The organism is Streptomyces sp. SD31 (assembly GCF_052068475.1).
Classification (GTDB): Bacteria; Actinomycetota; Actinomycetes; order Streptomycetales; family Streptomycetaceae; genus Streptomyces.
On sequence record NZ_JBQHCX010000001.1, the window covers coordinates 752,370 to 774,515 of the forward strand.

General features: G+C 68.6%; 14 protein-coding genes, 1 tRNA gene and 2 pseudogenes. 13 read left to right on the forward strand and 4 right to left on the reverse strand.

Annotated features, from left to right (window positions below; all coding sequences use genetic code 11):
* Positions 1–15 precede the first annotated feature (15 nt).
* The 11 genes from bldG (at position 16) to ACTMVF_RS03425 (ending at position 16,691) form a co-directional block, all read left to right on the forward strand.
* On the forward strand, positions 16–357 hold the full coding sequence (bldG, locus tag ACTMVF_RS03375) for an anti-sigma factor antagonist BldG (protein WP_003975386.1): 342 nt from the start codon (positions 16–18) through the stop codon (positions 355–357).
* 121 nt (positions 358–478) lie between these two features.
* Positions 479–916, forward strand: coding sequence for an ATP-binding protein (locus ACTMVF_RS03380; protein ID WP_441269413.1), 438 nt, complete (start codon positions 479–481; stop codon positions 914–916).
* A gap of 306 nt (positions 917–1,222) precedes the next feature.
* A complete protein-coding gene (locus ACTMVF_RS03385; RefSeq protein ID WP_441269414.1) occupies positions 1,223–3,628 on the forward strand; it encodes a sodium-translocating pyrophosphatase in 2,406 nt (801 codons plus the stop codon).
* 213 nt (positions 3,629–3,841) lie between these two features.
* Entirely contained in the window at positions 3,842–4,438 is a 597-nt protein-coding gene (locus ACTMVF_RS03390; protein WP_441269415.1) for a small secreted protein, read from the forward strand.
* 37 nt (positions 4,439–4,475) lie between these two features.
* Positions 4,476–5,993, forward strand: a complete 1,518-nt coding sequence (locus ACTMVF_RS03395; protein ID WP_441269416.1) for a DUF7059 domain-containing protein — start codon at positions 4,476–4,478, stop codon at positions 5,991–5,993.
* A 469-nt stretch (positions 5,994–6,462) separates the two neighbouring features.
* A complete protein-coding gene (locus ACTMVF_RS03400; protein WP_441269417.1) occupies positions 6,463–6,660 on the forward strand; it encodes a hypothetical protein in 198 nt (65 codons plus the stop codon).
* Positions 6,661–6,908: 248 nt separating this feature from the next.
* The gene (topA, locus tag ACTMVF_RS03405; protein WP_441269418.1) at positions 6,909–9,746 is read left to right on the forward strand and encodes a type I DNA topoisomerase; all 2,838 of its coding nucleotides are present in this window, start codon (positions 6,909–6,911) and stop codon (positions 9,744–9,746) included.
* A 167-nt stretch (positions 9,747–9,913) separates the two neighbouring features.
* Complete coding sequence (gene tmk / locus ACTMVF_RS03410; RefSeq protein ID WP_441269419.1) at positions 9,914–13,168, forward strand: dTMP kinase; 3,255 nt, start codon at positions 9,914–9,916, stop codon at positions 13,166–13,168.
* Positions 13,169–13,360: 192 nt separating this feature from the next.
* The gene (locus ACTMVF_RS03415; protein ID WP_441269420.1) at positions 13,361–14,566 is read left to right on the forward strand and encodes a DNA polymerase III subunit delta'; all 1,206 of its coding nucleotides are present in this window, start codon (positions 13,361–13,363) and stop codon (positions 14,564–14,566) included.
* A 136-nt stretch (positions 14,567–14,702) separates the two neighbouring features.
* Complete coding sequence (locus tag ACTMVF_RS03420) at positions 14,703–16,346, forward strand: alpha/beta hydrolase (RefSeq protein ID WP_441269421.1); 1,644 nt, start codon at positions 14,703–14,705, stop codon at positions 16,344–16,346.
* A gap of 268 nt (positions 16,347–16,614) precedes the next feature.
* Positions 16,615–16,691: transfer RNA gene (locus ACTMVF_RS03425), tRNA-Thr, on the forward strand.
* A 44-nt stretch (positions 16,692–16,735) separates the two neighbouring features.
* Here ACTMVF_RS03425 and ACTMVF_RS03430 read toward each other — a convergent pair.
* From ACTMVF_RS03430 to ACTMVF_RS03440, 3 genes and pseudogenes are all read right to left on the reverse strand, one after another.
* Positions 16,736–17,425 (reverse strand): annotated as a pseudogene (locus ACTMVF_RS03430) (tyrosine-type recombinase/integrase); the annotation flags it as partial.
* 4 nt (positions 17,426–17,429) lie between these two features.
* Positions 17,430–17,642 (reverse strand): annotated as a pseudogene (locus ACTMVF_RS03435) (DUF2637 domain-containing protein); the annotation flags it as partial.
* Positions 17,639–17,902: a DUF6284 family protein gene (locus tag ACTMVF_RS03440; protein ID WP_441269422.1), complete on the reverse strand. Its 264-nt coding sequence runs from the start codon at positions 17,900–17,902 to the stop codon at positions 17,639–17,641. The pseudogene ACTMVF_RS03435 and the gene ACTMVF_RS03440, both read right to left, overlap by 4 nt.
* Positions 17,903–18,389: 487 nt before the next feature.
* Here ACTMVF_RS03440 and ACTMVF_RS03445 point away from each other — a divergent pair, with 487 nt between their 5' ends.
* Together ACTMVF_RS03445 and ACTMVF_RS03450 are read left to right on the forward strand one after the other, a co-directional pair.
* Positions 18,390–19,184: a GntR family transcriptional regulator gene (locus tag ACTMVF_RS03445; RefSeq protein WP_441269423.1), complete on the forward strand. Its 795-nt coding sequence runs from the start codon at positions 18,390–18,392 to the stop codon at positions 19,182–19,184.
* Positions 19,181–19,846 (forward strand): YdcF family protein, encoded by a 666-nt coding sequence (locus ACTMVF_RS03450; protein ID WP_441269424.1) that lies wholly within the window; start codon positions 19,181–19,183, stop codon positions 19,844–19,846. The genes ACTMVF_RS03445 and ACTMVF_RS03450 overlap by 4 nt, the downstream gene beginning before the upstream one ends.
* A 934-nt stretch (positions 19,847–20,780) precedes the next feature.
* On the opposite strand, the gene ACTMVF_RS03455 is transcribed toward ACTMVF_RS03450, so the two are convergent.
* Complete coding sequence (locus tag ACTMVF_RS03455; protein WP_441269425.1) at positions 20,781–22,070, reverse strand: AlbA family DNA-binding domain-containing protein; 1,290 nt, start codon at positions 22,068–22,070, stop codon at positions 20,781–20,783.
* Between the last annotated feature and the right edge of the window lie 76 nt (positions 22,071–22,146).

Sequence of the window (22,146 nt, forward strand, 5' to 3'; positions counted from 1 at the left end):
GGTGCTGGAGGATCCGTGGACCTGTCCCTGTCGACCCGTACCGTCGGCGATCGTACGGTCGTCGAGGTCGGTGGCGAAATCGACGTATATACCGCGCCCAAGCTGCGCGAGCAGCTGGTCGAGCTGGTGAACGACGGGAGTTTCCACCTCGTCGTCGACATGGAGGGCGTGGACTTCCTCGACTCCACCGGGCTCGGCGTGCTGGTCGGCGGCCTGAAGCGTGTGCGTGCCCATGAGGGCTCACTGCGCCTGGTCTGCAACCAGGAGCGCATTCTGAAGATCTTCCGCATCACCGGTCTCACCAAGGTGTTCCCGATCCACACCTCGGTCGAGGAAGCGGTTGCGGCGACCGACTGATCACCGGACCCGGGCCCGCCGCTGAGCGTGCCCGGGGCGGTGGAAGTGGAAAGAGAAGGGGGACCGGGCTTTCGGCAGCCCGGCCCTCCGGACAGCACGCCCGTAGTTCCGAGGGGGATGCATGGCCACCGTTGAACTCCGCTTCAGCGCGCTGCCCGAGCACGTCAGGACCGCCCGGTTGGTGGCGGCAGCGGTGGCGCGCAGGGCCGGAGTGGACGAGGCCGTACTCGACGAGGTGCGACTCGCCGTCGGCGAAGCCTGCAGCCGTGCCGTCGGACTGCACCAGAGCGTCGGCATCACGGCGCCGGTGAAGGTGTCGCTGATCGAGGAGGAGAAACAGTTCTCCATCGAGGTCGGCGACGAGGCGCCGCACGCCACCCCCGGTGAGCGGGCGCCCGGCGCCGCGGGCGGCGACGGCGAGATCGAGGCCGAAGAGGACGAAATGGGCCTCGCGGTCATCAGTGGTCTCGTCGACGATGTGGAGGTCTCCGCAGGGGAGCATGGTGGGCTGATCCGTATGACCTGGCCGACCACGCCGCCGGCCGTGGTGCTTCCCTGAACGACCCCGCCAAGGCGAACATCATCGCGAAAGGGCCCTGCTCAGCAGGGCCCTTTCGCGTTTCCCCATCGGCACCGGAAATTCGTGAAGGAATTCACGATCAATCTCCCGATAATTCGATCAAGAGCCAATGCTCACGTCAATGGTTTTGAGGCATTAGCACTTTCGGGTTCAGTGGCGTGACGTCGATCATTTGCTGAACGGCACGTGAAGGCCGATTCCGTTTACCGCGCTCTGTTTTGATCAGGTTCCGGTACCTAGAATCCGTCCACATCTTGAGCTCAGCCCAAGCGTCAAGGAGGACGAATGGCGGGGCTTTCTACCCCTCATCAGCTGGACCATCCCACAACCCTCGCAGCCGTCGTGCTGACCGACGACAACCGGATCATCATCACGGTTATCGGCGTCGTGGCACTGGCAGCGCTCGTGGTCGCCGGCGTCCTGGTGCGCCAGGTGCTCGCGGCGGGCGAGGGCACCGACAGCATGAAGAAGATCGCGTCGGCGATCCAGGAAGGCGCGAACGCCTATCTGGGACGGCAGATGCGCACGCTCGGCGTATTCGCCGTCGTCGTGTTCTTCCTGCTCATGCTGCTGCCCGCGGACGACTGGAATCAGCGCATCGGCCGATCGGTGTTCTTCTTGATCGGCGCCGCGTTCTCGGCAGCCACCGGCTATATCGGCATGTGGCTCGCCGTACGCAGCAATGTGCGCGTCGCCGCGGCCGCACGGGAAGCGACCCCGGCGCCGGGAGAGCCGGAAAAGGATCTCACCGCCGTCTCGCACAAAGCCATGAAGATCGCTTTCCGCACGGGCGGCGTCGTCGGCATGTTCACAGTGGGGCTCGGCCTGCTGGGCGCCTCCTGTGTGGTGCTGGTGTACGCGGCCGACGCGCCGAAGGTGCTCGAAGGATTCGGTCTCGGTGCCGCACTGATCGCCATGTTCATGCGTGTCGGCGGCGGCATCTTCACCAAGGCCGCCGACGTCGGCGCCGACCTGGTCGGCAAGGTCGAACAGGGCATTCCGGAGGACGATCCGCGCAATGCCGCGACCATCGCCGACAATGTGGGCGACAACGTCGGCGACTGTGCCGGCATGGCGGCCGACCTCTTTGAGTCGTACGCCGTGACCCTGGTCGCTGCCCTGATCCTCGGGTCGGCGGCATTCGGTGACTCGGGGCTCGCCTTCCCGCTGATCGTGCCCGCGATCGGCGTGATCACCGCGATGATCGGCATCTTCGCGGTGGCCCCGCGCCGCAGCGACCGCAGCGGCATGACCGCGATCAACCGCGGGTTCTTCATCTCCGCGGTGATCTCGATCGTGCTGGTCGCGGCCGCCGTGTTCATCTACCTGCCGTCGTCGTACGCCGACCTCGACGGCGTCACCGACGCGGCGATCGCGGGCAAGGACGGCGACCCGCGGATCCTCGCGCTCGTCGCGGTGGCGATCGGTATCGTGCTGGCCGCCGTCATCCAGCAGCTGACCGGCTACTTCACCGAGACCAACCGTCGCCCGGTCATGGACATCGGCAAGACCTCGCTGACCGGCCCGGCCACCGTCGTCCTCGCCGGTATCTCTGTCGGTCTCGAATCTGCCGTCTACACGGCCCTGTTGATCGGCCTCGGCGTCTACGGGGCGTTCCTGCTCGGCGGCACGTCGATCATGCTCGCGCTGTTCGCGGTGGCGCTGGCCGGCACCGGCCTGCTCACCACGGTCGGCGTGATCGTCGCCATGGACACCTTCGGGCCCGTCTCCGACAACGCGCAGGGCATCGCCGAGATGTCGGGCGACGTCGAGGGTGCGGGCGCCCAGGTGCTCACCAACCTGGACGCGGTCGGCAACACCACCAAGGCCATCACCAAGGGCATCGCCATCGCCACCGCCGTCCTGGCGGCGGCGGCGCTCTTCGGGTCGTACCGCGACGCCATCACCACCGGCGCACGGGACGTGGGCGAGAAGCTCACCGGCGAAGGCGCGCCGATGAACCTGATGATGGACATCTCGCAGCCCAACAACCTCGTCGGCCTGATCGCGGGCGCGGCGGTCGTCTTCCTCTTCTCGGGACTCGCCATCAACGCCGTCTCGCGGTCGGCGGGTGCCGTGGTGTACGAGGTGCGGCGGCAGTTCCGCGAGCACCCCGGGATCATGGACTACAGCGAGAAGCCGGAGTACGGCAGGGTCGTCGACATCTGCACCAAGGACGCGCTCCGGGAGCTCGCGACGCCCGGACTGCTCGCCGTGATGGCGCCGATCTTCATCGGATTCACGCTCGGCGTCGGCGCCCTCGGCTCGTTCCTCGCGGGCGCGATCGGCGCCGGCACGCTGATGGCGGTGTTCCTGGCCAACTCCGGTGGCGCCTGGGACAACGCCAAGAAGCTCGTCGAGGACGGCCACCACGGCGGCAAGGGCAGCGAGGCCCACGCCGCCACCGTGATCGGCGACACGGTCGGCGACCCCTTCAAGGACACCGCCGGTCCCGCGATCAACCCGCTGCTGAAGGTGATGAACCTGGTGTCGCTGCTCATCGCGCCCGCGGTCATCCAGTTCAGCTACGGCGAGGACAAGAACGTCGGAGTACGGGTCGTGATCGCCGTGCTCTCGCTCCTCGTGATCGTCGCCGCGGTGTACGTCTCCAAGCGGCGAGGCATCGCCATGGGTGACGAAGACAACGCCGAAAGGGTGGCCAAACCGGTCGATCCCGCGGTGGTTTCGTAGGCGGTCTTACGACGGCCCAGTTCAAGGGGCGGGCGGGCGGCGCGTGTTGACGTGCCGCCCGCCCGCCTCGTGCTTGTTCACGCCCTTGCCGTGACCCTTCTCTCACATGGTGTAAATCGTAATAAGAGCCTCAGATACGCCATTGGGGGCACGGCCGTCCACCGCCCGACGTGTAAGGTCCGTTGGCCGAGAGCCACGGAAGGGACCGAACCGGTGAACAAGAAGCTCGCGGCCGCACTGTCCGGCGGTGCGGTACTGGTACTGGCGCTGACGGGATGCACGAGCGACGAGGGCAACCCGGAGCTGGACGCCTGGGCCAAGCAGGTCTGCGACGCCGTGCCCGCGCAGAACGCGAAGATCTCGGCGGCCTACGTCGCGATCACGAAGGCGGCCAAGGACACCACCAGCACGCCCAAGGAGCTCCAGCAGGCCGACGCCAAGGCCTTCCAGGACCTGGCCGACGGCTACCAGGCGCGCGCGAGCCTCATCAGCAAGGCCGGGGCGCCTCCGGGGGTCGAGGGCGGCGCGAAGATCCAGCAGGACGTCGTCAAGAAGCTCACCGCCCTCTCCGCGGCATACGCCGACCTGAAGAAGCAGGTCGACGGGCTGAACACGAAGGACCAGGCGAAGTTCGCGTCCGGCCTGAAGGACGTCTCGGCCGAGATGAAGCAGGTGGAGACCCAGCGCAAGAGCGCGATCCAGGCGCTGAAGAAGCTGGAGTCGGGCGACACCAAGAAGGCGCTGACGTCTCAGGAGGGCTGCAAGGCGGCCGCTTCGGCGTCCGCGTCGGCCCCGGCGACCAACAGCTGAGCCACCCTCAGGGGCGGACGCGGGTCACAATGAGGGCGTGAGTGACTCCAGCCTGTCTGCCCTGCCCGCCTCCGACCGCCCCGATGTCGCCGCCCGGCTGAGGGATGCCCTGCTCGGGGCCTCCTTCACCGCCGACGGGCTGCTAGAGCTGCTCGGCGTGCCCGCGTACACGGCGCTCGCGCGGAGCGAGACCGTGCCCGCGCTCCGGGCGACCCGGGGAGACACGCCGCTCGAGGCGCTCGTACGGCTGTTCCTGTTGCAGCAACCCGTGCCGCACGCGCGCGTGGCGGGCGCTCTGCCCGTCGACGCGTGCCTGGAGAGCGGGTGGCTGGTCCGGGCCGGCGACGACCTCGCGGCGACCGTGGACGTACGGCCGTACGGCGGGCCCGACGGCGAGGACTGGTTCATCGTGTCCGACCTCGGATGTGCGGTCGGAGGAGCGGGCGGCATCGGCAGCAAGGAAGAGGGCGTCGTCCTCGGCGTCGGCGGCGCCTCCACCACCCTCGCCGGCATCACCGTCCGTACGCCTGTCGCCTCCGCCCTCGACCTCGGCACCGGTTCCGGCATCCAGGCGCTGCACGCCGCACAGCACGCCACGCGCGTGACGGCGACCGATCTCAACCCGCGCGCGCTGCACATCACCGCCCTGACGCTCGCGCTGTCCGGCGCGCCCTCCGTGGACCTGCGGGAGGGCTCGCTGTTCGAACCGCTCAAGAACGGCGAGACGTACGACCTGATCGTGTCGAACCCGCCCTTCGTGATCTCGCCGGGCGGGCGGCTGACGTACCGCGACGGCGGGATGGGCGGGGACGATCTGTGCCGGTCGATCGTTCAGGGGGCGGGGGAGCGGCTGAACGAGGGCGGGTTCGCGCAGTTCCTCGCCAACTGGCAGCACGTGGAAGGGGAGGACTGGCAGGACCGGCTGCGGTCGTGGGTGCCGCGTGGGTGCGATGCGTGGATCGTGCAGCGTGAGGTCCAGGACGTCACGCAGTACGCCGAGCTGTGGCTCAGGGACGCCGGGGACCACCGGGGCGATACGGCCGAGTACCAGGCGCGCTACGACGCGTGGCTGGACGAGTTCGAGGCACGCAAGGTGAAGGCCGTGGGGTTCGGTTGGATCACCCTGCGCAAGGCGTCGGCGGCCGTGCCCTCGATCACGGTGGAGGAGTGGCCGCATCCGGTCGAGCAGCCGCTCGGTGACACGGTACGGGCGCACTTCGGCCGGCTCGACTACCTGCGCGCCCGCGACGACGCGGCCCTGCTGGAGGACCACTTCAAGCTCGTCGGCGAGGTCGTGCAGGAACAGGTCGGGCTGCCCGGCGCCGAGGACCCGGAGCACGTGGTGCTGCGCCAGCACCGCGGAATGCGCCGGGCCACTCAGGTGGACACGGTCGGCGCGGGCTTTGCCGGCGTGTGCGACGGTTCGCTGAGCGCGGGTCGCATTCTGGACGCGATCGCCCAACTGATGGGCGAGGATCCGGTGTTGCTGCGCGACCGTTCGCCCGCGCAGATCAGGCTGCTGGTGGAGCAGGGGTTCCTCGAACCGGCGCGGTGAACCCGCTGGGGCCCACTGTTCAGGCACCCGGTGAAATGAGCCACAAGAAGGGCCAAGAAGGGCTTCGACAACCACAGCGAGCTGTGGGGCGACAACTCGACTTCAACAAGGTCGTCCGCATGATCAGCAGGACCGACCACAGAAGACGCCCTGAAAGAAGACGGCCGGAAAGATACCCGCGCGCCGCGAGTCCGAGGTGTCCGAAGTGGGCGAGGCAAGTGAGGCTTGTGAGAGTGATCGGCTCGGTGAGGCCGGCGAGGTGATGGGCTCGCTGGGGCCGACGGGCGCGGTGGAGCCGACGAGGGCGATGAGCGCGGTGGGGCCGACGTGGCGGTTGGGTCACACGGTCCGGGGAGCCCACAGCCGCGTCGGCCCCGCGTTCACCTGAGGTTCGCCTGTGCGCCGTCCACGCGTGTCAGCCTCGCCGGACTGGGCACTCACCGGACAGGAGAAAAGGGGCAAGCGGGACATGGAAACGGGACCGGCGATCTTCGCCGGAGCGGTGTTCGCCCTGTTCGGAGGTGGGCTGCTGGCGTGGACCGCGGTCCGGGTTCGGCAGCGTCGGCCCGTCGCCCACGGTGTGAGCCCGGTCGCATCGGCGACGCTTGCGGGCCTTGTCTCGGTGATCGCGTTGATGCTCGGAACATGGTGCCTCTACCGCCTCTGAGAACGGCCCACGAGCTGCGCGGCCGATAATTGGGAGGGCCTCTTCCGGAAAGGCTCGAAAAGGCCGGTGGCACTCCGGGCGGCAGGAATGGCGGAAGTCGGGTTACCGTTCGAGTGGCCGTTGCGGGCTTTTCCCGTTTGACAACAGGGCGGGATGTACCGTCACACTCCGCAGCGTCACCACCACCCGACCCCGGGCGCAAATCGACCCTGGGGAGGCCCCAGCGTCGACCGGAGAGAAGAGCGAAGTTGTCCCCGACAAGCGAGACCGCACAGGGCGGCCGCCGACTCGTCATCGTCGAGTCGCCTGCCAAGGCGAAGACGATCAAGGGCTACCTGGGCCCCGGCTACGTAGTCGAAGCGAGCGTCGGGCACATCCGCGACCTCCCCAACGGTGCCGCGGAGGTGCCGGAGAAGTACACCGGCGAGGTCCGCCGGCTCGGCGTGGACGTCGAGCACGACTTCGAGCCGATCTATGTGGTCAACGCCGACAAGAAGGCCCAGGTCAAGAAGCTCAAGGATCTGCTGAAGGACTCCGACGAGCTCTACCTCGCCACCGATGAGGACCGCGAGGGCGAGGCCATCGCCTGGCACCTCCAGGAGGTGCTCAAGCCCAAGGTCCCGGTCAAGCGGATGGTCTTCCACGAGATCACCAAGGCCGCGATCCAGGCCGCCGTCGCCAATCCCCGTGAGCTGAACCAGAAGCTGGTCGACGCCCAGGAGACCCGCCGCATCCTCGACCGTCTCTACGGCTACGAGGTTTCGCCGGTCCTGTGGAAGAAGGTCATGCCGCGCCTGTCGGCCGGCCGCGTCCAGTCCGTCGCCACCCGTCTCGTCGTGGAGCGGGAACGCGAGCGCATCGCGTTTCGTTCTGCTGAGTACTGGGACCTGACGGGCACCTTCGCGACCGGCCGCGCGGGAGACTCGTCGGACCCGTCGTCGCTGGTCGCCCGCCTGCAGACCGTCGACGGCAGGCGAGTCGCGCAGGGCCGCGACTTCGACTCCCTGGGACAACTCAAGAGCGCGAACACCCTCCACCTCGACGAGGCGAACGCCCGCGCCCTCGCCGCCGCCCTGGAGCAGACGCAGTTCGCGGTCCGGTCCGTCGAGTCCAAGCCGTACCGCCGCTCGCCGTACGCCCCGTTCCGTACGACGACGCTGCAGCAGGAGGCGAGCCGCAAGCTCGGCTTCGGCGCGAAGGCCACCATGCAGGTCGCGCAGAAGCTGTACGAGAACGGCTACATCACGTACATGCGTACGGACTCCACGACGCTGAGCGACACGGCCGTCGCGGCCGCTCGTGCCCAGGTCACGCAGCTGTACGGCGCCGACTACCTGCCCTCGTCCCCGCGGACGTACGCCGGGAAGGTCAAGAACGCGCAGGAGGCGCACGAGGCGATCCGCCCCTCCGGGGACCGCTTCCGCACGCCTGCCGAGACCGGGCTGACCGGCGACCAGTTCAAGCTCTACGAGCTGATCTGGAAGCGGACCGTCGCCTCCCAGATGAAGGACGCGACCGGTAACTCGGTCACCGTCAAGATCGGCGGCACGGCGGCCGACGGACGCGACGTCGAGTTCAGCGCGTCCGGCAAGACGATCACCTTCCACGGCTTCCTGAAGGCCTACGTCGAGGGCGCCGACGACCCGAACGCCGAGCTCGACGACCGCGAGCGCCGGCTGCCGCAGGTCAACGAGGGCGACGCCCTGAGCGCCGAGGAGATCACGGTCGACGGGCACGCCACCAAGCCCCCGGCCCGCTACACCGAGGCGTCGCTGGTCAAGGAGCTGGAAGAGCGCGAGATCGGCCGCCCGTCGACGTACGCGTCGATCATCGGCACGATCCTCGACCGCGGATATGTGTTCAAGAAGGGCACGGCCCTCGTCCCGTCCTTCCTGTCCTTCGCCGTGGTCAACCTCCTGGAGAAGCACTTCGGACGGCTCGTCGACTACGACTTCACCGCCAAGATGGAGGACGACCTCGACCGCATCGCCCGCGGCGAGGCCCAGTCCGTGCCGTGGCTGAAGCGCTTCTACTTCGGCGAGGGCACGCACAACGGCGGCGCGGCCGAGGCCGGCAACGGCGACGGGGACCACCTCGGTGGCCTCAAGGAGCTGGTGACCGACCTGGGCGCGATCGACGCGCGCGAGGTGTCGTCCTTCCCCGTCGGCAACGACATCGTGCTGCGGGTCGGGCGCTACGGCCCGTACATCGAGCGCGGCGAGAAGGACTCCGAGCAGCACCAGCGGGCGGACGTGCCCGAGGACCTGGCCCCGGACGAGCTGTCCGTCGAACTCGCGGAGGAACTGCTCGCCAAGCCGAGCGGCGACTTCGAGCTCGGCGCCGACCCGCAGACCGGTCACCAGATCATCGCCCGCGACGGCCGCTACGGCCCGTATGTCACCGAGGTGCTTCCCGAGGGCACCCCGAAGACCGGCAAGAACGCCGTCAAGCCGCGTACGGCCTCGCTGTTCAAGTCGATGTCGCTGGACACGGTGACGCTCGAGGACGCGCTCAAGCTGATGTCGCTGCCGCGCGTCGTCGGCACCGACGCGGACGGCGTGGAGATCACCGCGCAGAACGGCCGCTACGGCCCGTACCTGAAGAAGGGCACGGACTCGCGCTCGCTGCAGACCGAGGAGCAGCTCTTCACGATCACGCTGGAGGAGGCCCAGGCGATCTACGCCCAGCCCAAGCAGCGTGGCCGCGCGGCCGCCAAGCCGCCGCTGAAGGAGCTGGGCACCGACCCGGTGAGCGAGAAGCCGGTCGTCGTCAAGGACGGTCGTTTCGGGCCGTACGTGACGGACGGGGAGACCAACGCGACCCTGCGCTCCGGCGACAGCGTCGAGACGATCACCCCGGAGCGCGGCTTCGAGCTGCTCGCCGAGAAGCGCGCGAAGGGTCCCGCCAAGAAGACGGCGAAGAAGGCCCCCGCGAAGAAGACGACCGCCAAGAAGGCCGCCCCGGCCAAGAAGGCGGCCGCCAAGAAGACCGCGGCGAAGAAGACGACGACGGCCGCGAAGAAGACAGCGGCGAAGAAGACGGCCGCGAAGAAGGCGACGGCTTCGAAGTCGGCGAGCGAGGACTGAGCCGGGAGGACCGGACTCGCAACAGGGCTCACTCTGCGCCCGGTTGAGGGTCCGGTTCTTCACCTCCGGTTCGCAAAACGAACGCCTCGGCATCAGTTTGGTGTCGGGGCGCGCGTACGTTCGGGCGCGCGCGCCTGGCTGTCAGTGCGTCCCGATAGGCTGAAAGCATGACGCGAGCCGAGCAGCCAACGGCCCCCCACCCCGCCTCCGACGACGCCTTTGCCGCGGACTCCCGCGAGCGTGCCGTGCGCGCCCTGTTGCGCCGACCGCAGCTCAAGCGCTTGTGGAGCGCGCAGTTGGTGGGCGGTGTCGGCGACATGCTCGCCCTCCTTGTGCTGGTCCTGCTGGCCCTCCAGGCGGCGATCGCCGAGGGGTCGTTCGGCGGTGGGTACCGGGGCGTGGCGTTCGCAGTGGCGACCGTCTTCGGCGTGCGCATCCTGGCGACGCTGCTCTTCGGCGCCGTACTCCTGGGGCCCCTGACGTCGCTGACCTCCCAGGAGGGCCCGCTCGACCGGCGCTGGACCATGGTCGGCGCGGACGGCCTGCGGGTCGCCCTGCTGATCATCGCGCCCCTGTGGATCGACTGGACGCCGGAGAACGCGCTGGCCGTCCTGCTGGTCACCGCCTTCGTCACCGGCATCGCCGAGCGTTTTTGGACGGTGTGCCGGGAGAGCGCGGCGCCCGCGCTGCTGCCGCCCCCGCCCCCGGAGGGCGCGACGGTACGACCGCTGCCGGACCACATGGACGCCCTGCGCCGCCTGTCGCTGCGTACGGGCTTCGTGGCGATCCCCCTGGCCGCCGCCGCACTCGTCGTCGCCGCTCTGCTCAACAACCTGCTCGGCGCCGGACTCGACTGGTTCGACCAGCACCAGGCGGCCCTCGCGTCGTATGTCGCGGCCGGTCTGTTCGCCGCGTCCCTGTCCGTGCTGACCTTCCTGGAGCTGCCCGGCACACGCACCCCGCGCGCGCGGTCGCCGCTGGAGGGCCTGCGCCGCCCCAAGACGGGCTCCGGCGTCGACAAGGGCCGTACCGGCGCCATCCCGCTGCTGGTGACGGCCTGCGCGGCGGTCGCCGGGGCGGTGTCCGCCGCGGTCGCCGTGGCGGTGCTGCACGCCAAGGACCTGGGCGGCGGGCCGGTGCTGTACGGCCTGCTGGTGCTCGCGCTGAGCGGCGGCGTGGTCGTCGGCATCCGTACTGCGCCCTCCGTGGTGCCCGCCCTGTCGCGGCGCCGGATGCTGGCGCTGGCGATCGCCTTCACCGGCGTCGCGCTGCTGGCCGCGGGACTCGTCCCGGACGTCACGACCGTGCTGCTGATCGTCGCGCTGGCGGGTGTCGGCGCGGGCGTGGCCGCGAACACCGGGCACACGCTGCTCGACCAGGAGGCCGAGGAATTCCGGCGGCCGCGCACGACGGAGCACCTCCACGCGGTGGTACGCGTGTGCGTGGCGCTCGGCGCGGTGATCGCGCCGGTGGTGGCCGCGCTGATCGGGCCGCACCGGCTGGAGAGCGGCAAGTTCACCTTCGCGCACGGCGGCGCGGCGTTCACCCTGATGCTGGTCGGGGCGCTGCTGCTGCCGGTGGCCGTGCTGGTGCTGGCCAAGGTCGACGACCGTTCCGGGGTGCCGCTGCGAAAGGACCTGCGGGACGCGCTGCTCGGCGGGGACGACCCGGAGCAGGTGCCGGCGACGTCCGGCTTCTTCATCGCCCTGGAGGGCGGCGACGGCGCCGGGAAGTCCACCCAGGCCGAAGCGCTCGCCGAGTGGATCCGGGGCAAGGGCCACGAGGTCGTCGTCACGCGCGAGCCGGGGGCGACGCCGGTCGGCAAGCGGCTGCGGTCGATCCTGCTGGACGTGTCGAGCGCGGGGCTGTCGCACCGGGCCGAGGCGCTGCTGTACGCGGCGGACCGAGCGGAGCACGTCGACACGGTGGTCCGGCCCGCCCTGGAGCGCGGCGCGGTCGTGATCTCGGACCGGTACGTCGACTCCTCGGTCGCCTACCAGGGGGCGGGTCGAGACCTGTCCCCGACGGAGATCGCCCGCATCAACCGCTGGGCGACGAACGGACTCGCGCCGCATCTGACCGTGCTGCTGGACGTCTCGCCGGAGATCGCCCGCGAGCGGTTCACCGAGGCGCCGGACCGGCTGGAGTCCGAGCCGGCCGAGTTCCACGCGCGCGTGCGGTCCGGATTCCTGACGCTGGCCGCGGCCGACCCCGGGCGCTACCTGGTGGTGGACGCCGGCCAGGAGCCGGAAGCCGTGACGACCGTCGTCCGGCACCGGCTCGACCAGATGCTGCCGCTGTCCGAGGCGGAGATCCAGGCCCAGGAGGAGGCTCGGCGCAAGGCCGAGGAGGAGGCCCGCCGCAAGGCCGAGGAAGAGGCCGCCCGCAAGGCCGAGGAGGAGCGCCTGGAGCGTGAGCGCCAGGAGCAGCTCGCCCGGCTGCGCGCCGAGGAGGAGGAGCGCAAGCGGCGCGAGCTGGAGGAGGCGCAGCGGCGCGAGGCCGAACGGCAGGCGGAGGAGGCCCGGCAGCGGGCCGAGGAAGCGCGTCGGCGTGCCGAGGAGGAGCGGCAGCGGCTCCTCGCGGAGGAGAAGGCACGCGCCGAGGAGGAAGCGCGCCGCAAGGCCGACGAGGAACGGCGCCGCAAGCAGGCCGAGGAAGAGGCCCGGCTGCGCGCCGAGGCGGAGGCGCTCCGCCTGGAGAAGCAGCGCAAGGCGGAGGAGGCTCTGCTGCGGGCCGAGGAGGCACGGCGGCTGGCAGAGCAGGCGGCGGCCGCGGCTGAGGCGGGGCCGAGGCCGACGGGGCCTGGGGCCAGGGCTCCCTTCGGGGACGCGGCGACCGTTCCTACGCCGGTGGTGACGCCGGGTAAGGCGCCGGGCGGGGCGTCGGACGAGACGACTGTGTTGCGGCCGGTGCGGGGTGAGGAGCGGGGCGGTGATCGTCCTTCCGGTGGCCAGGCTTCCGGTGAGCGGGTTTCCGGGGAGTCCGACTCCGAGGTGACGGCGAAGCTGCCGCAGCCGCCCGTGCCTTCGGGGGCGTCGGACGAGACGGCTGTGCTTCCGCCGGTGACGCCTGGTGCGGCGGACGAGACTGCGGTGCTTCCGCCGGTGACGCCTGGTGCGGCCGATGAGACTGCGGTGCTTCCGCCGGTGGTGCCGGGGGCCGCGGACGAGACAGCTGTGCTGCCTCCCGTGTCGGGGGCGGGGGCGGAGTCTGCGGATCGGGTTCCGCCGGGGTACTTCCGGGACGAGGAACGTACGCGCGAGATGCCTCAGGTCGACGAGGCGGGGGCGCCCCGGCGCAGGACGCGGTCCGACTGGGCCGAGGAGACGCCGCTGGATGATCTGCCGACGCTGGCCGATGAGCTTCTGGGGCCGCGTGAGGACGAGTACGACGAGGACGGGGGCCGCGGGCGGCGACGCTGAGGCCGTCGGCGCTCAGGCCGGGCGGCACCGAGGTCGGTCGGTCAGCCGGACCGGGTCGGTGCTCGGCGTGGGGCTGGGGTGCTCGTCGGCGTCGGCCGGGTGCGGGTTCTGCCCGCCCCAGCACCCGTTGTCAGTGCCGGCCCGCACAATGGATCCCGCACCGCAAAATGTGAGCGAAGGGCGGCGGGACCCATGAGCGTGTGGGACGACCTGGTGGGGCAGGAGAGGGTGAGTGAGCAGCTGGGTGCTGCCGCTCGGGACGCCGATGCCCTCGTCACCGCCGCCGCTGCCGATGCGCCTCCCCCCGAGGCCTCCAAGATGACGCATGCCTGGTTGTTCACGGGGCCGCCCGGGGCGGGGCGGAATCAGGCGGCGCGGGCCTTCGCCGCCGCCCTGCAGTGCGTCAGCCCTGATCGGGCGCTCGGCGGCGCCCCAGGATGCGGGTTCTGCGACGGGTGTCATACGGCGCTCGTGGGCACGCACGCCGACGTCACCACCGTCGCAGCCGTCGGCAGCCAGATCCTCGCCGACGACATGCGGGACACCGTCCGCAAGTCGTTCACCTCACCGGCGAACGGCCGCTGGCAGGTCATCCTCGTCGAGGACGCCGAGCGGCTGAACGAGAAGTCGGCCAACGCCGTCCTGAAGGCCGTCGAGGAGCCCGCCCCCCGTACGGTCTGGCTGCTCTGCGCCCCCTCCATCGAGGACGTCCTGCCCACCATCCGCTCCCGCTGCCGCCACCTGAACCTGAGCACGCCCTCGGTCGACGCCGTCGCCGACATGCTCGTACGGCGGGAGGGCATCGAACCCGGGGTCGCCGCCGCTGCGGCCCGCGCCACGCAGGGGCACGTCGACCGGGCCCGCCGCCTGGCCACCGACCCGGCCGCCCGTGAGCGCCGGGCCGCCGTGCTCAAGCTGCCCCTCCGGCTCGGCGATGTCGGCGGTTGCCTCAAGGCCGCCCAGGAGCTCGTCGACGCCGCCGCCGAGGACGCCAAGCAACTCGCCGAGGAGATGGATGGCAAGGAGACCGAGGAGCTGAAGGCGGCGCTGGGCGCGGCCCAGGGCGGCAGGATGCCGCGCGGCACGGCCGGCGTGATGAAGGAGTTGGAGGACAAGCAGAAGCGGCGCCGGACGCGGACGCAGCGCGACAGCCTCGACCTGGCGCTGACCGACCTCACCGCCTTCTACCGCGATGTCCTCGCCCTCCAGCTCGGCTCCCGCGTCGCCCTCGCCAACACCGATGCCGAGGACGCCCTGGAGCGCCTCGCGCGCGACAGCGCCCCGGAGTCCACGCTGCGCCGGATCGAGGCGATCGCCGCCTGCCGCGACGCCCTCGACCGCAATGTGGCACCGCTGCTCGCGGTGGAGGCGATGACCATGGCACTCAGAGCGGGCTGAAGCAGCCGCCGCCCGCGTCCACTCGTCCCGCCCCTCTCACCCGCAAGTGATCAGCAGGAGGCCGACCATGTAACTCGTACGAGCCGTGGCGTGCACGCACTGCACCCGAACCGCTGCACAGAGTTACGCTCGCCTGATGCACATCAGGCGCACTCCAGTCAGCACAGACCCGAGCCCGACCGGCCACGGCCCAGGCACCCGCCGCCCGAACCCCCGGCGAGCCCGTGCGGTCGGCACCCTCCTCGCCGTCGTCGCGCTGCTCGTCTCCGCCTGCTCCTCCGGAGGGTCGACGCGCTCGGGGAATCCGGCGGCCTCCGGGAAGCCTGCGGCCGAGGCGGCGCTGGCCGCACTGCCGCGGTCGACGCCGGCCGCGCTCACGCCGTACTACCGGCAGAAGCTGACCTGGCGCAGCTGCGGGACGCCCGGTTTCCAGTGCGCCACGATGAAGGCGCCGCTGGACTACGCGGAGCCGGGCGCCGGGGACATCAAGCTCGCCGTGGCCCGCAAGAAGGCGACGGGCCCGGGCGGGCGGCTCGGGTCGCTGCTCGTGAACCCGGGCGGCCCGGGTGGCTCGGCGATCGCCTATCTCCAGCAGTACGCGGGGATCGGCTACCCGCTCGACGTGCGCGCCCGTTACGACATGGTCGCGGTCGACCCGCGCGGAGTCGCCCGCAGCGAGCCCGTCGAATGCCTGGACGGCCGCCAGATGGACAGGTACACGCAGACGGACTTCACGCCCGATGACGCGAAGGAGGCCGACGAACTCGTCGCCACCTACAAGAGGTTCGCGGAGGGGTGCGGCGCGGATGCGCCCGGCCTCCTGCGCCACGTCTCCACCGCCGAGGCGGCCCGGGACATGGACATCCTGCGGGCGGTGCTGGGCGACGAGAGGCTGACGTATGTGGGGGCGTCGTACGGCACCTTCCTCGGGGCGACGTACGCCGGGCTCTTTCCGGACCGGGTGGGCAGGCTGGTCCTGGACGGGGCGATGGACCCCTCCCTGCCGGCCCGCCGGATGAACCTCGACCAGACGGCGGGGTTCGAGACGGCGTTCCAGGCGTTCGCGAGGGACTGCGTGCGGCATCGGGACTGTCCGCTGGGCAGGAAGGCCAGTGACGTCGGCAAGAACCTCAAGGCCTTCTTCAGGAAGCTCGACGCGCGGCCCATCCCGACCGGCGACCCGGACGGCCGTGTGCTCGGTGAATCCCTCGCCACCACAGGCGTGATCGCGGCGATGTACGACGAGGGGGCCTGGGCGCAACTGCGGGACGCGCTGTCCTCGGCGATGCGGGAGAAGGACGGCGCGGGTCTCCTCGGCCTGTCCGACAGCTACTACGAGCGCGACGCCGACGGCCGCTACACGAACCTGATGTTCGCCAACGCGGCCGTGAACTGCCTGGACCTCCCGGCGGCCTTCAACACCCCCGACGACGTCCGCGAATCTCTGCCCGCCTTCGAAAAGGCGTCCCCCGTCTTCGGTGAGGGCCTCGCCTGGGCCACCCTGAACTGCGCGTACTGGCCGGTGGCGCCCACCGGTGAGCCGCGCCGCATCGAGGCGAGGGGCGCGGCCCCGATCGTCGTCGTCGGCACCACCCGCGACCCGGCGACCCCGTACCGCTGGGCCCGCGCCCTCTCCGGCCAGCTCTCCTCTGCCCGGCTGCTCACCTATGACGGCGACGGTCACACGGCGTACGGGCGGGGCAGCAAGTGCATCGACAAGACGATCAACGCGTATCTCCTCCGGGGGACGCCGCCCACTGGCGACAAGCGTTGCTCGTAGCTCCTTGGGCGACCCTGTCCGGGCCTGATCCGAGGCTGATCCGCCCCTGTCCCGGCCTGATCCGAGCCTGATCCGGCCCTGATCCGGCCGGTTTCGGCTCGCTCCGGCCCTGCTCCGACGCCGGAAGCCCTCGCTCCGGGGCCGGGGAGGGCCAGGGGCAGGGCCGGAACAGGGCCGGAACAGGGCTGGACGGGGGTGGTACGGAGCACCCTCGGAAACTGTGTAGACTTACCGACGTTGCTGATCGCACCATAAGTGCGCACGGCGCGCCGCCTTAGCTCAGATGGCCAGAGCAACGCACTCGTAATGCGTAGGTCTCGGGTTCGAATCCCGAAGGCGGCTCCACTCGAACCCCAGGCCGGATTAGCTCCGACCTGGGGTTTTGTCGTTCAGCGGACGCGGCGACGACGCCGGGCGCGCGCCGCACGGGTATCGGCGGTCTCAGTTCTGGTCTCAGTGGGGCCCGGAGTCGGCGCTGAGGGCGCGGGTACGAAGAACTCGCCCATGCGCCGCATGGCGTCCTTCGACAGGTGAGATCGGCCCTTCACGTGCCTGGGGGTCTGGCTGATCTGGGTGTGCCGCAGGATCTCCATGATCGTGGGCATGTCGACGCCGAGCTCATTCAGGATCGTGCCGGCGGTGTGGCGGCTCCCGTCGTACAGGCGGCGGTCATCGATCCCGGCCTCCTTGAGCAGCTCCTTGAACTCCTCGTAGTCGGCGCGCGGGTCGAGCGGGCGCCCGTCCGGCCGTGAGAACACGACGTCGTGCTCTTGCCACAGTTCCCCGGCGGCGGCCCCCATCTCCTCCTGCTGGGCCCTGTGGTCGTGCAGGAAGGGGATGAAGACGGGTGGGATCGGGACGGCGTTCCGGCTCTTCTTGGTCTTGGGGCGGGTGAAGACGAGTCCGCCCTCCTTGCGTTCCGGGCAGGCGCTCGCGTGCTTCGTGCAGGTCTTGGCGCACGGCTTTGGGCAGCCGCGCTTGTAGCCCTTGTGAGTGGTGCAGTCCGGCGGGCACGGCTCGAAGCGGTGCAGGCGGGCCCCGCAGGCGTGCGGGTCGTCGCATCCGTGTCGCCAGGTGAGGCAACGTGCGGTCCCGCCCGGCGAGCACGAGCGTCGCGATCAGGGCCAGAGCCATGAGGCCGTCGACCACGAACGGGTACAGCGTCGCGGCCGTGTCGTCCGCGCCGATGGCGCCCGCGATGTCCCGCAGCGCGTTCCAGGACACCCGGAAGGCCATGGCGACCACGACGACCAGCGCGAGCACCAGGGTGGCGCGGCTCTTGCGGTGCAGGTTCATGCCGCACCGCCTGTCTCACCGGACAGGCCGTTGACCTGGTCGCGGTGGGCGGCGAGCACGCGTCGGCGGGCCCGGCGGATGCGCCGCTCGTCCAGCTCGCACGGCGTACGGTCGATGACGACGATCTGCGCGTCCAGCAACTCCATCTCTGCACGGATGACGGGCAGCTCCGCCTCGATGGCGTCCAGCTCCGCGTCCGTGGGCTCCATCCACGGCTCGAACGCGGTAACAGCGTCCTGAACAGTGACGATGTGGTCCATGGGTCGTGTTCTCCCTCGCAGGTGGCAACGGCCCGAACAGAGCCCCCGGTGTTCCAGCACCGGGGGCTCACGCCGTTGAAGTCGGAATCTCCGGCTCCCCTCAGCGCCGCTCGTACAAGACGAGCGGCGGAGGCAACCGGCCGCAGCGGGCGAGCTGCGGAGAGGTCGAGAAGCGCTGTACCGCGCACGGGGACAGGACCCGTACGCGCCCGCCCGCTTGGCGCGAGGTGGGGCGGGACTCCCTCAGCACGCTGTTGAGTTCTCAAGGCACTGTCGCTTCCGGTGAGCGCGGTAACCCCTGGTCAGAGGGGCTCCCGACCTTGCGGTACGGGGCCCGCCGGGCGCGTTCGGAGCAGCCCAAAGAAGGCCCTCCCGGCTCGCTGTCCTAGGACTGCGAACCGCTTGAGAAGACAATGGCGCACAGTCCCAGGACTGTAAACAGTCCTGGGACTGTGCTTCACTGGACGGTGTCGAGAGGAGGTTCTGCATGGCGCCCAAATGGCGGGAGCTGGCGGACCGGATCGCGGAGAAGATCCGGAACGGCGAATACGCGCCCGGTGAGCAGTTGCCGCAGATCAGGGACCTTGTGGAAGTAGGCGAAGGGTCCAAGTCCACGGTCCACGCGGCCTACAAGGCGCTGGAAGCCGAGGGGCTGGTGACCTCCTCGCGCGGGCACGGCACTGTCGTCCGTGAGCGAGCACCGCTCAAGAGGCTCGGTATCGCGCGCTACGACAAAGCCAAGTGGCGGGACGGCGACGAGGTCGCGTTCATAGCGGACCGTGTGGCGTCCGGTCGTGCGTACCGCAGGAACGAGCAGACCCAGAGCGTCAGCCGCGTGAAAGCGCCGGCGCTCGTGGCTGGGGCTCACGGCCTGCCGGAAGGCGCTGAGGTGTACGCGCGGGCGCGCCTGGTCAAGGAAGGCACTCAGCCGACCCACACCCTGACCAGCTACTACCGTCCCGAGCATGTGGAGGGTACGCGCATCGTTGACCCAACTCCGGGTCCCGCTGGCCGTGGCGGCGGCTTCCGCGTCCTGTACGACGCCGGATACGAGATCGACCACATGAAGGAGGAGCTGTTCGCGCGAGTGCCCACGACAGACGAAGCTCAGCTCCTCCAGCTATCTCCAGGTGAATGGGTGGTGGAACTTCACCGCACCACGTACACAGCCGACGGCACTGTGGTGGAGTTCGCCATTGGGGTCCACGCTGCTACACGCTTCGCGTGGGCGTATGAATTCAAGGTGCCCGACTCGGAGAACATGGAGGACGAGCGCAAGTGATCTCCACTCAGGCGTGGTCAGACGCGCAGCGACTTTGGGACTTCCAGCAGATGGGGCACGAGCCGCGCCCCTGCTCTGTCGCGATCGGACTCGGCAGTCACGACCTGGGAGTGGCTGACACCACTGCAGAGCTGTACCACCGAGGCATGGCGCCGCTCGTCGTCTTCACGGGGGCTACTAGCCGTACGACGCGCGAGCGGATGCCTCGCGGCGAGGCTGAGCACTACCGCGACCGCGCCGTGGAGTTGGGGGTTCCGGCGGACGCCATTCTTGTCGAGCCGAAGGCCCGTAACACGGGCGAGAACATCCGCTTCTCGCGGACTCTACTCGAAGAGCGGCGTGTCTCGGTCTCCGCCGTCCTACTGGTCAGCAAGCCGTACGAGGAACGGCGCGCCTACGCAACGGCACGTAAGCTCTGGCCGGACGTGGAGTGGGTGAGTGCCTCCACGCCCATGACGCTCCCTGAGTACGTTGACTCGATCCAGGACGCGCGACTTGTAATTGACATGCTGGTCGGCGCTCAGCAGCGGCTCATGGTTTACCCCCGACAAGGGTTCATGATCGAGCAGGAGATCCCCGACGACGTGGCAGCAGCGTACGAGCGCTTGCGCGGAGAAGGGTTCACGAGCCGACTCGTGCCAGAGGAATCGAGCCGTACGTAAACGGTCGCGTTGAGCAGGGCACGAGGGGTTCACGTTCGACGGTATGCCCGAAAGGTGGGAAATATTCCTAAAATAGGGCGGAATCGCCTGAATTGAAAAGTTGACGGAACGGCGGTTCTGTCGACCTCTCTAAGCGTGCGGCCCACGCGGCAAGTCGCTGCCTCGCCGCTGAGGCAGCAGTCCCAAGGCGGCGATCACGGCCTCTAGCCCTGGAGGACAAAGCCGCAGCTCACTTGGTGTTAGGTCGCCGAGTGGCGGCTGACGCGATACCTGCTTAACCTGGGAAAAGGTGGGTGGGGGGTGACGCTTAGCTCTTGAGCGTGGAGCGGCTGATGGCTCACGAGACAGATTGGGGAAGCGTTCTCGCCAACGGAATTGTTTTTCCGCTGGTGAAGATTCTTGCGCCCGCATCCATGTTGGGTCTTACCGTACTCCTCATAGTTCAGGCTTTTGCAGAAAGTGTCAGTGCAGGCACACAAGCCCTCGCTCTGTCGCTTGTGCCGGCCGTAGTTTTGGCATATCTCGCGAGGCCATCCACGGCCTCCCAGTCCACGAAACTTCAGCCAATCGCGCCGCGGTCGGAAGACAAGGCTCTTGTTAAGATACTCGCAAGCAAATTGGGAAATCTTTATTATTTCCTTTGGGCTTTCGCTTGTAGCGCTGCGCTTCTTGACGGCCGACCGGCCAGAACTTGTTACTTCGACAACCCTTTGCGCTATGGCGTTCTTCGAAATAAAGAGCAAGCAGCAGAATGTGCAGGCAGACTCCTGTTACCTGGGAGTCGCGCTCGGAGGGCTGCTGTATGTGGGTCTACTCGGGGTTCCAGATTTGTGAAATAGGTAGTCCGAGATCAGATCGGATCAGTCAAGCACTACTGTGCCTGTTCAATCGGGGTCCCGACTTGCCGGTGTGAGGAGCTGCCCGCCTCACTGTGTCACGACTCGCTCTTCTTGGGGTCAGTCTCCTCGACCACATAGGTCGCCACACCCGCTTGAGTGAGCTGAATGGATCCTCTCGCTCGACCGCCGCTGTTGAGAGCAGTGACTGCCCAGTCCACCACTCCTTCATAAGCCGTCCAAGATTCGGCGATAAAGTGAATCTTGGGAAGCTTTACATGGCCCTCCGCCCTGACGCTGGCGACGTTGAACACGACAATGCCCGGCTCGATCGAGGTTTCGATTTCGCTTTGCCCGGGACGGGGGCTTATCAAGGTTGCCAAGTTAGACGTGTTGAACATGTAGGACATTTTAGTGCCCAGTGGCTCAGGCGGTCGGGGTTGTTTGAATTCCACTTCCTCGTAATCTTTGGCGAGTATCACGCTCAACCATGTTGGGAAGTTCAATTCCACTCTCACGCCTTGATGGCTCATCTGGTCAGGGTTGGATACCGTAAGCAGCGCAGCACCTGCTCCGGCCCGGACATAATCCTTTCTGGCCGAGTTGATCAGATGTTCGTGGTACTCCTCTATGTATTCGGCGACTTCCTCCATGTAGTCCGCTTCGGTGCGGCTGTCCAGATTGGCAGCAATTCCGAGTCGGTTAGGGCGGCGGGTTGAGTTCTTGGGGTCAAGTAGAATCGCCCTTCTCTTCGCAACTGCTTCGCCTATAAACTCATTGAATTTCCACAAGGGGACTGCTACCGGTTCGATATCTGAGGAAATCGACATTTTTTGCTGGGTGGTTGTCGATTGTGTGGCTCGACGTGTTAGTGCAACGACCTCTCCAGGGTTCGCTTGGACGGTTCGCCCCATTCGCCGCACAAAGATCATTCCCGCCGTATAGTTGGCGAAATCCTTGTGTAGCGTATGGATCGGGTCGCCTATCTTGGCTGGCTCGACTGATATCACCAAAACGGTGCGGCCGTCGAGGGTTACATAGCTCGCAGACCATTCCGGCCCTTGGTGTCCGAGATACGCCTGAAGGCCGGAATCGAGATCTGCCAAGTCGAGACTTGTGACGCCTTCGACGTTTTCAGGCTCCACCCCGATGGCGATATAGCCATAACCGCCGCATGTGGCAGCAGACTTCTCGGGTATTCGGTTAGCCATGCCGATGATGTGACGGGCGAGGGTCGCCTTCACTTCCTTCTTGGTCAGATCCAGGTTCGATTTCCACTCGATCCAGTCGCTTTCGTCGTGCTCGGCGGCATCGCGAATAGCTGTGACCAAGTCCAGAAGCTGTCTCGGGCTTCTGAGGGGACGATCGGTGGAGACGTTCAGGGTCATGGTCCAAGTATGGCGACTCGGATGCGTCGGTGTCTCACGGTTTGCCTCGCTTGTGGACCTTGCGTGCCGAAGGAAG

Bases quoted from the DNA above. Each gene is read 5' to 3' on its own strand.
- ACTMVF_RS03380 (WP_441269413.1), top strand. From the start codon at position 479: ATGGCCACCGTTGAACTCCGCTTCAGCGCGCTGCCCGAGCACGTCAGG.
- ACTMVF_RS03385 (WP_441269414.1), top strand. From the start codon at position 1,223: ATGGCGGGGCTTTCTACCCCTCATCAGCTGGACCATCCCACAACCCTC.
- ACTMVF_RS03400 (WP_441269417.1), top strand. From the start codon at position 6,463: ATGGAAACGGGACCGGCGATCTTCGCCGGAGCGGTGTTCGCCCTGTTC.
- tmk (WP_441269419.1), top strand. From the start codon at position 9,914: ATGACGCGAGCCGAGCAGCCAACGGCCCCCCACCCCGCCTCCGACGAC.
- ACTMVF_RS03415 (WP_441269420.1), top strand. From the start codon at position 13,361: ATGAGCGTGTGGGACGACCTGGTGGGGCAGGAGAGGGTGAGTGAGCAG.
- ACTMVF_RS03420 (WP_441269421.1), top strand. From the start codon at position 14,703: ATGCACATCAGGCGCACTCCAGTCAGCACAGACCCGAGCCCGACCGGC.
- ACTMVF_RS03440 (WP_441269422.1), bottom strand. From the start codon at position 17,902: ATGGACCACATCGTCACTGTTCAGGACGCTGTTACCGCGTTCGAGCCG.
- ACTMVF_RS03445 (WP_441269423.1), top strand. From the start codon at position 18,390: ATGGCGCCCAAATGGCGGGAGCTGGCGGACCGGATCGCGGAGAAGATC.
- ACTMVF_RS03455 (WP_441269425.1), bottom strand. From the start codon at position 22,070: ATGACCCTGAACGTCTCCACCGATCGTCCCCTCAGAAGCCCGAGACAG.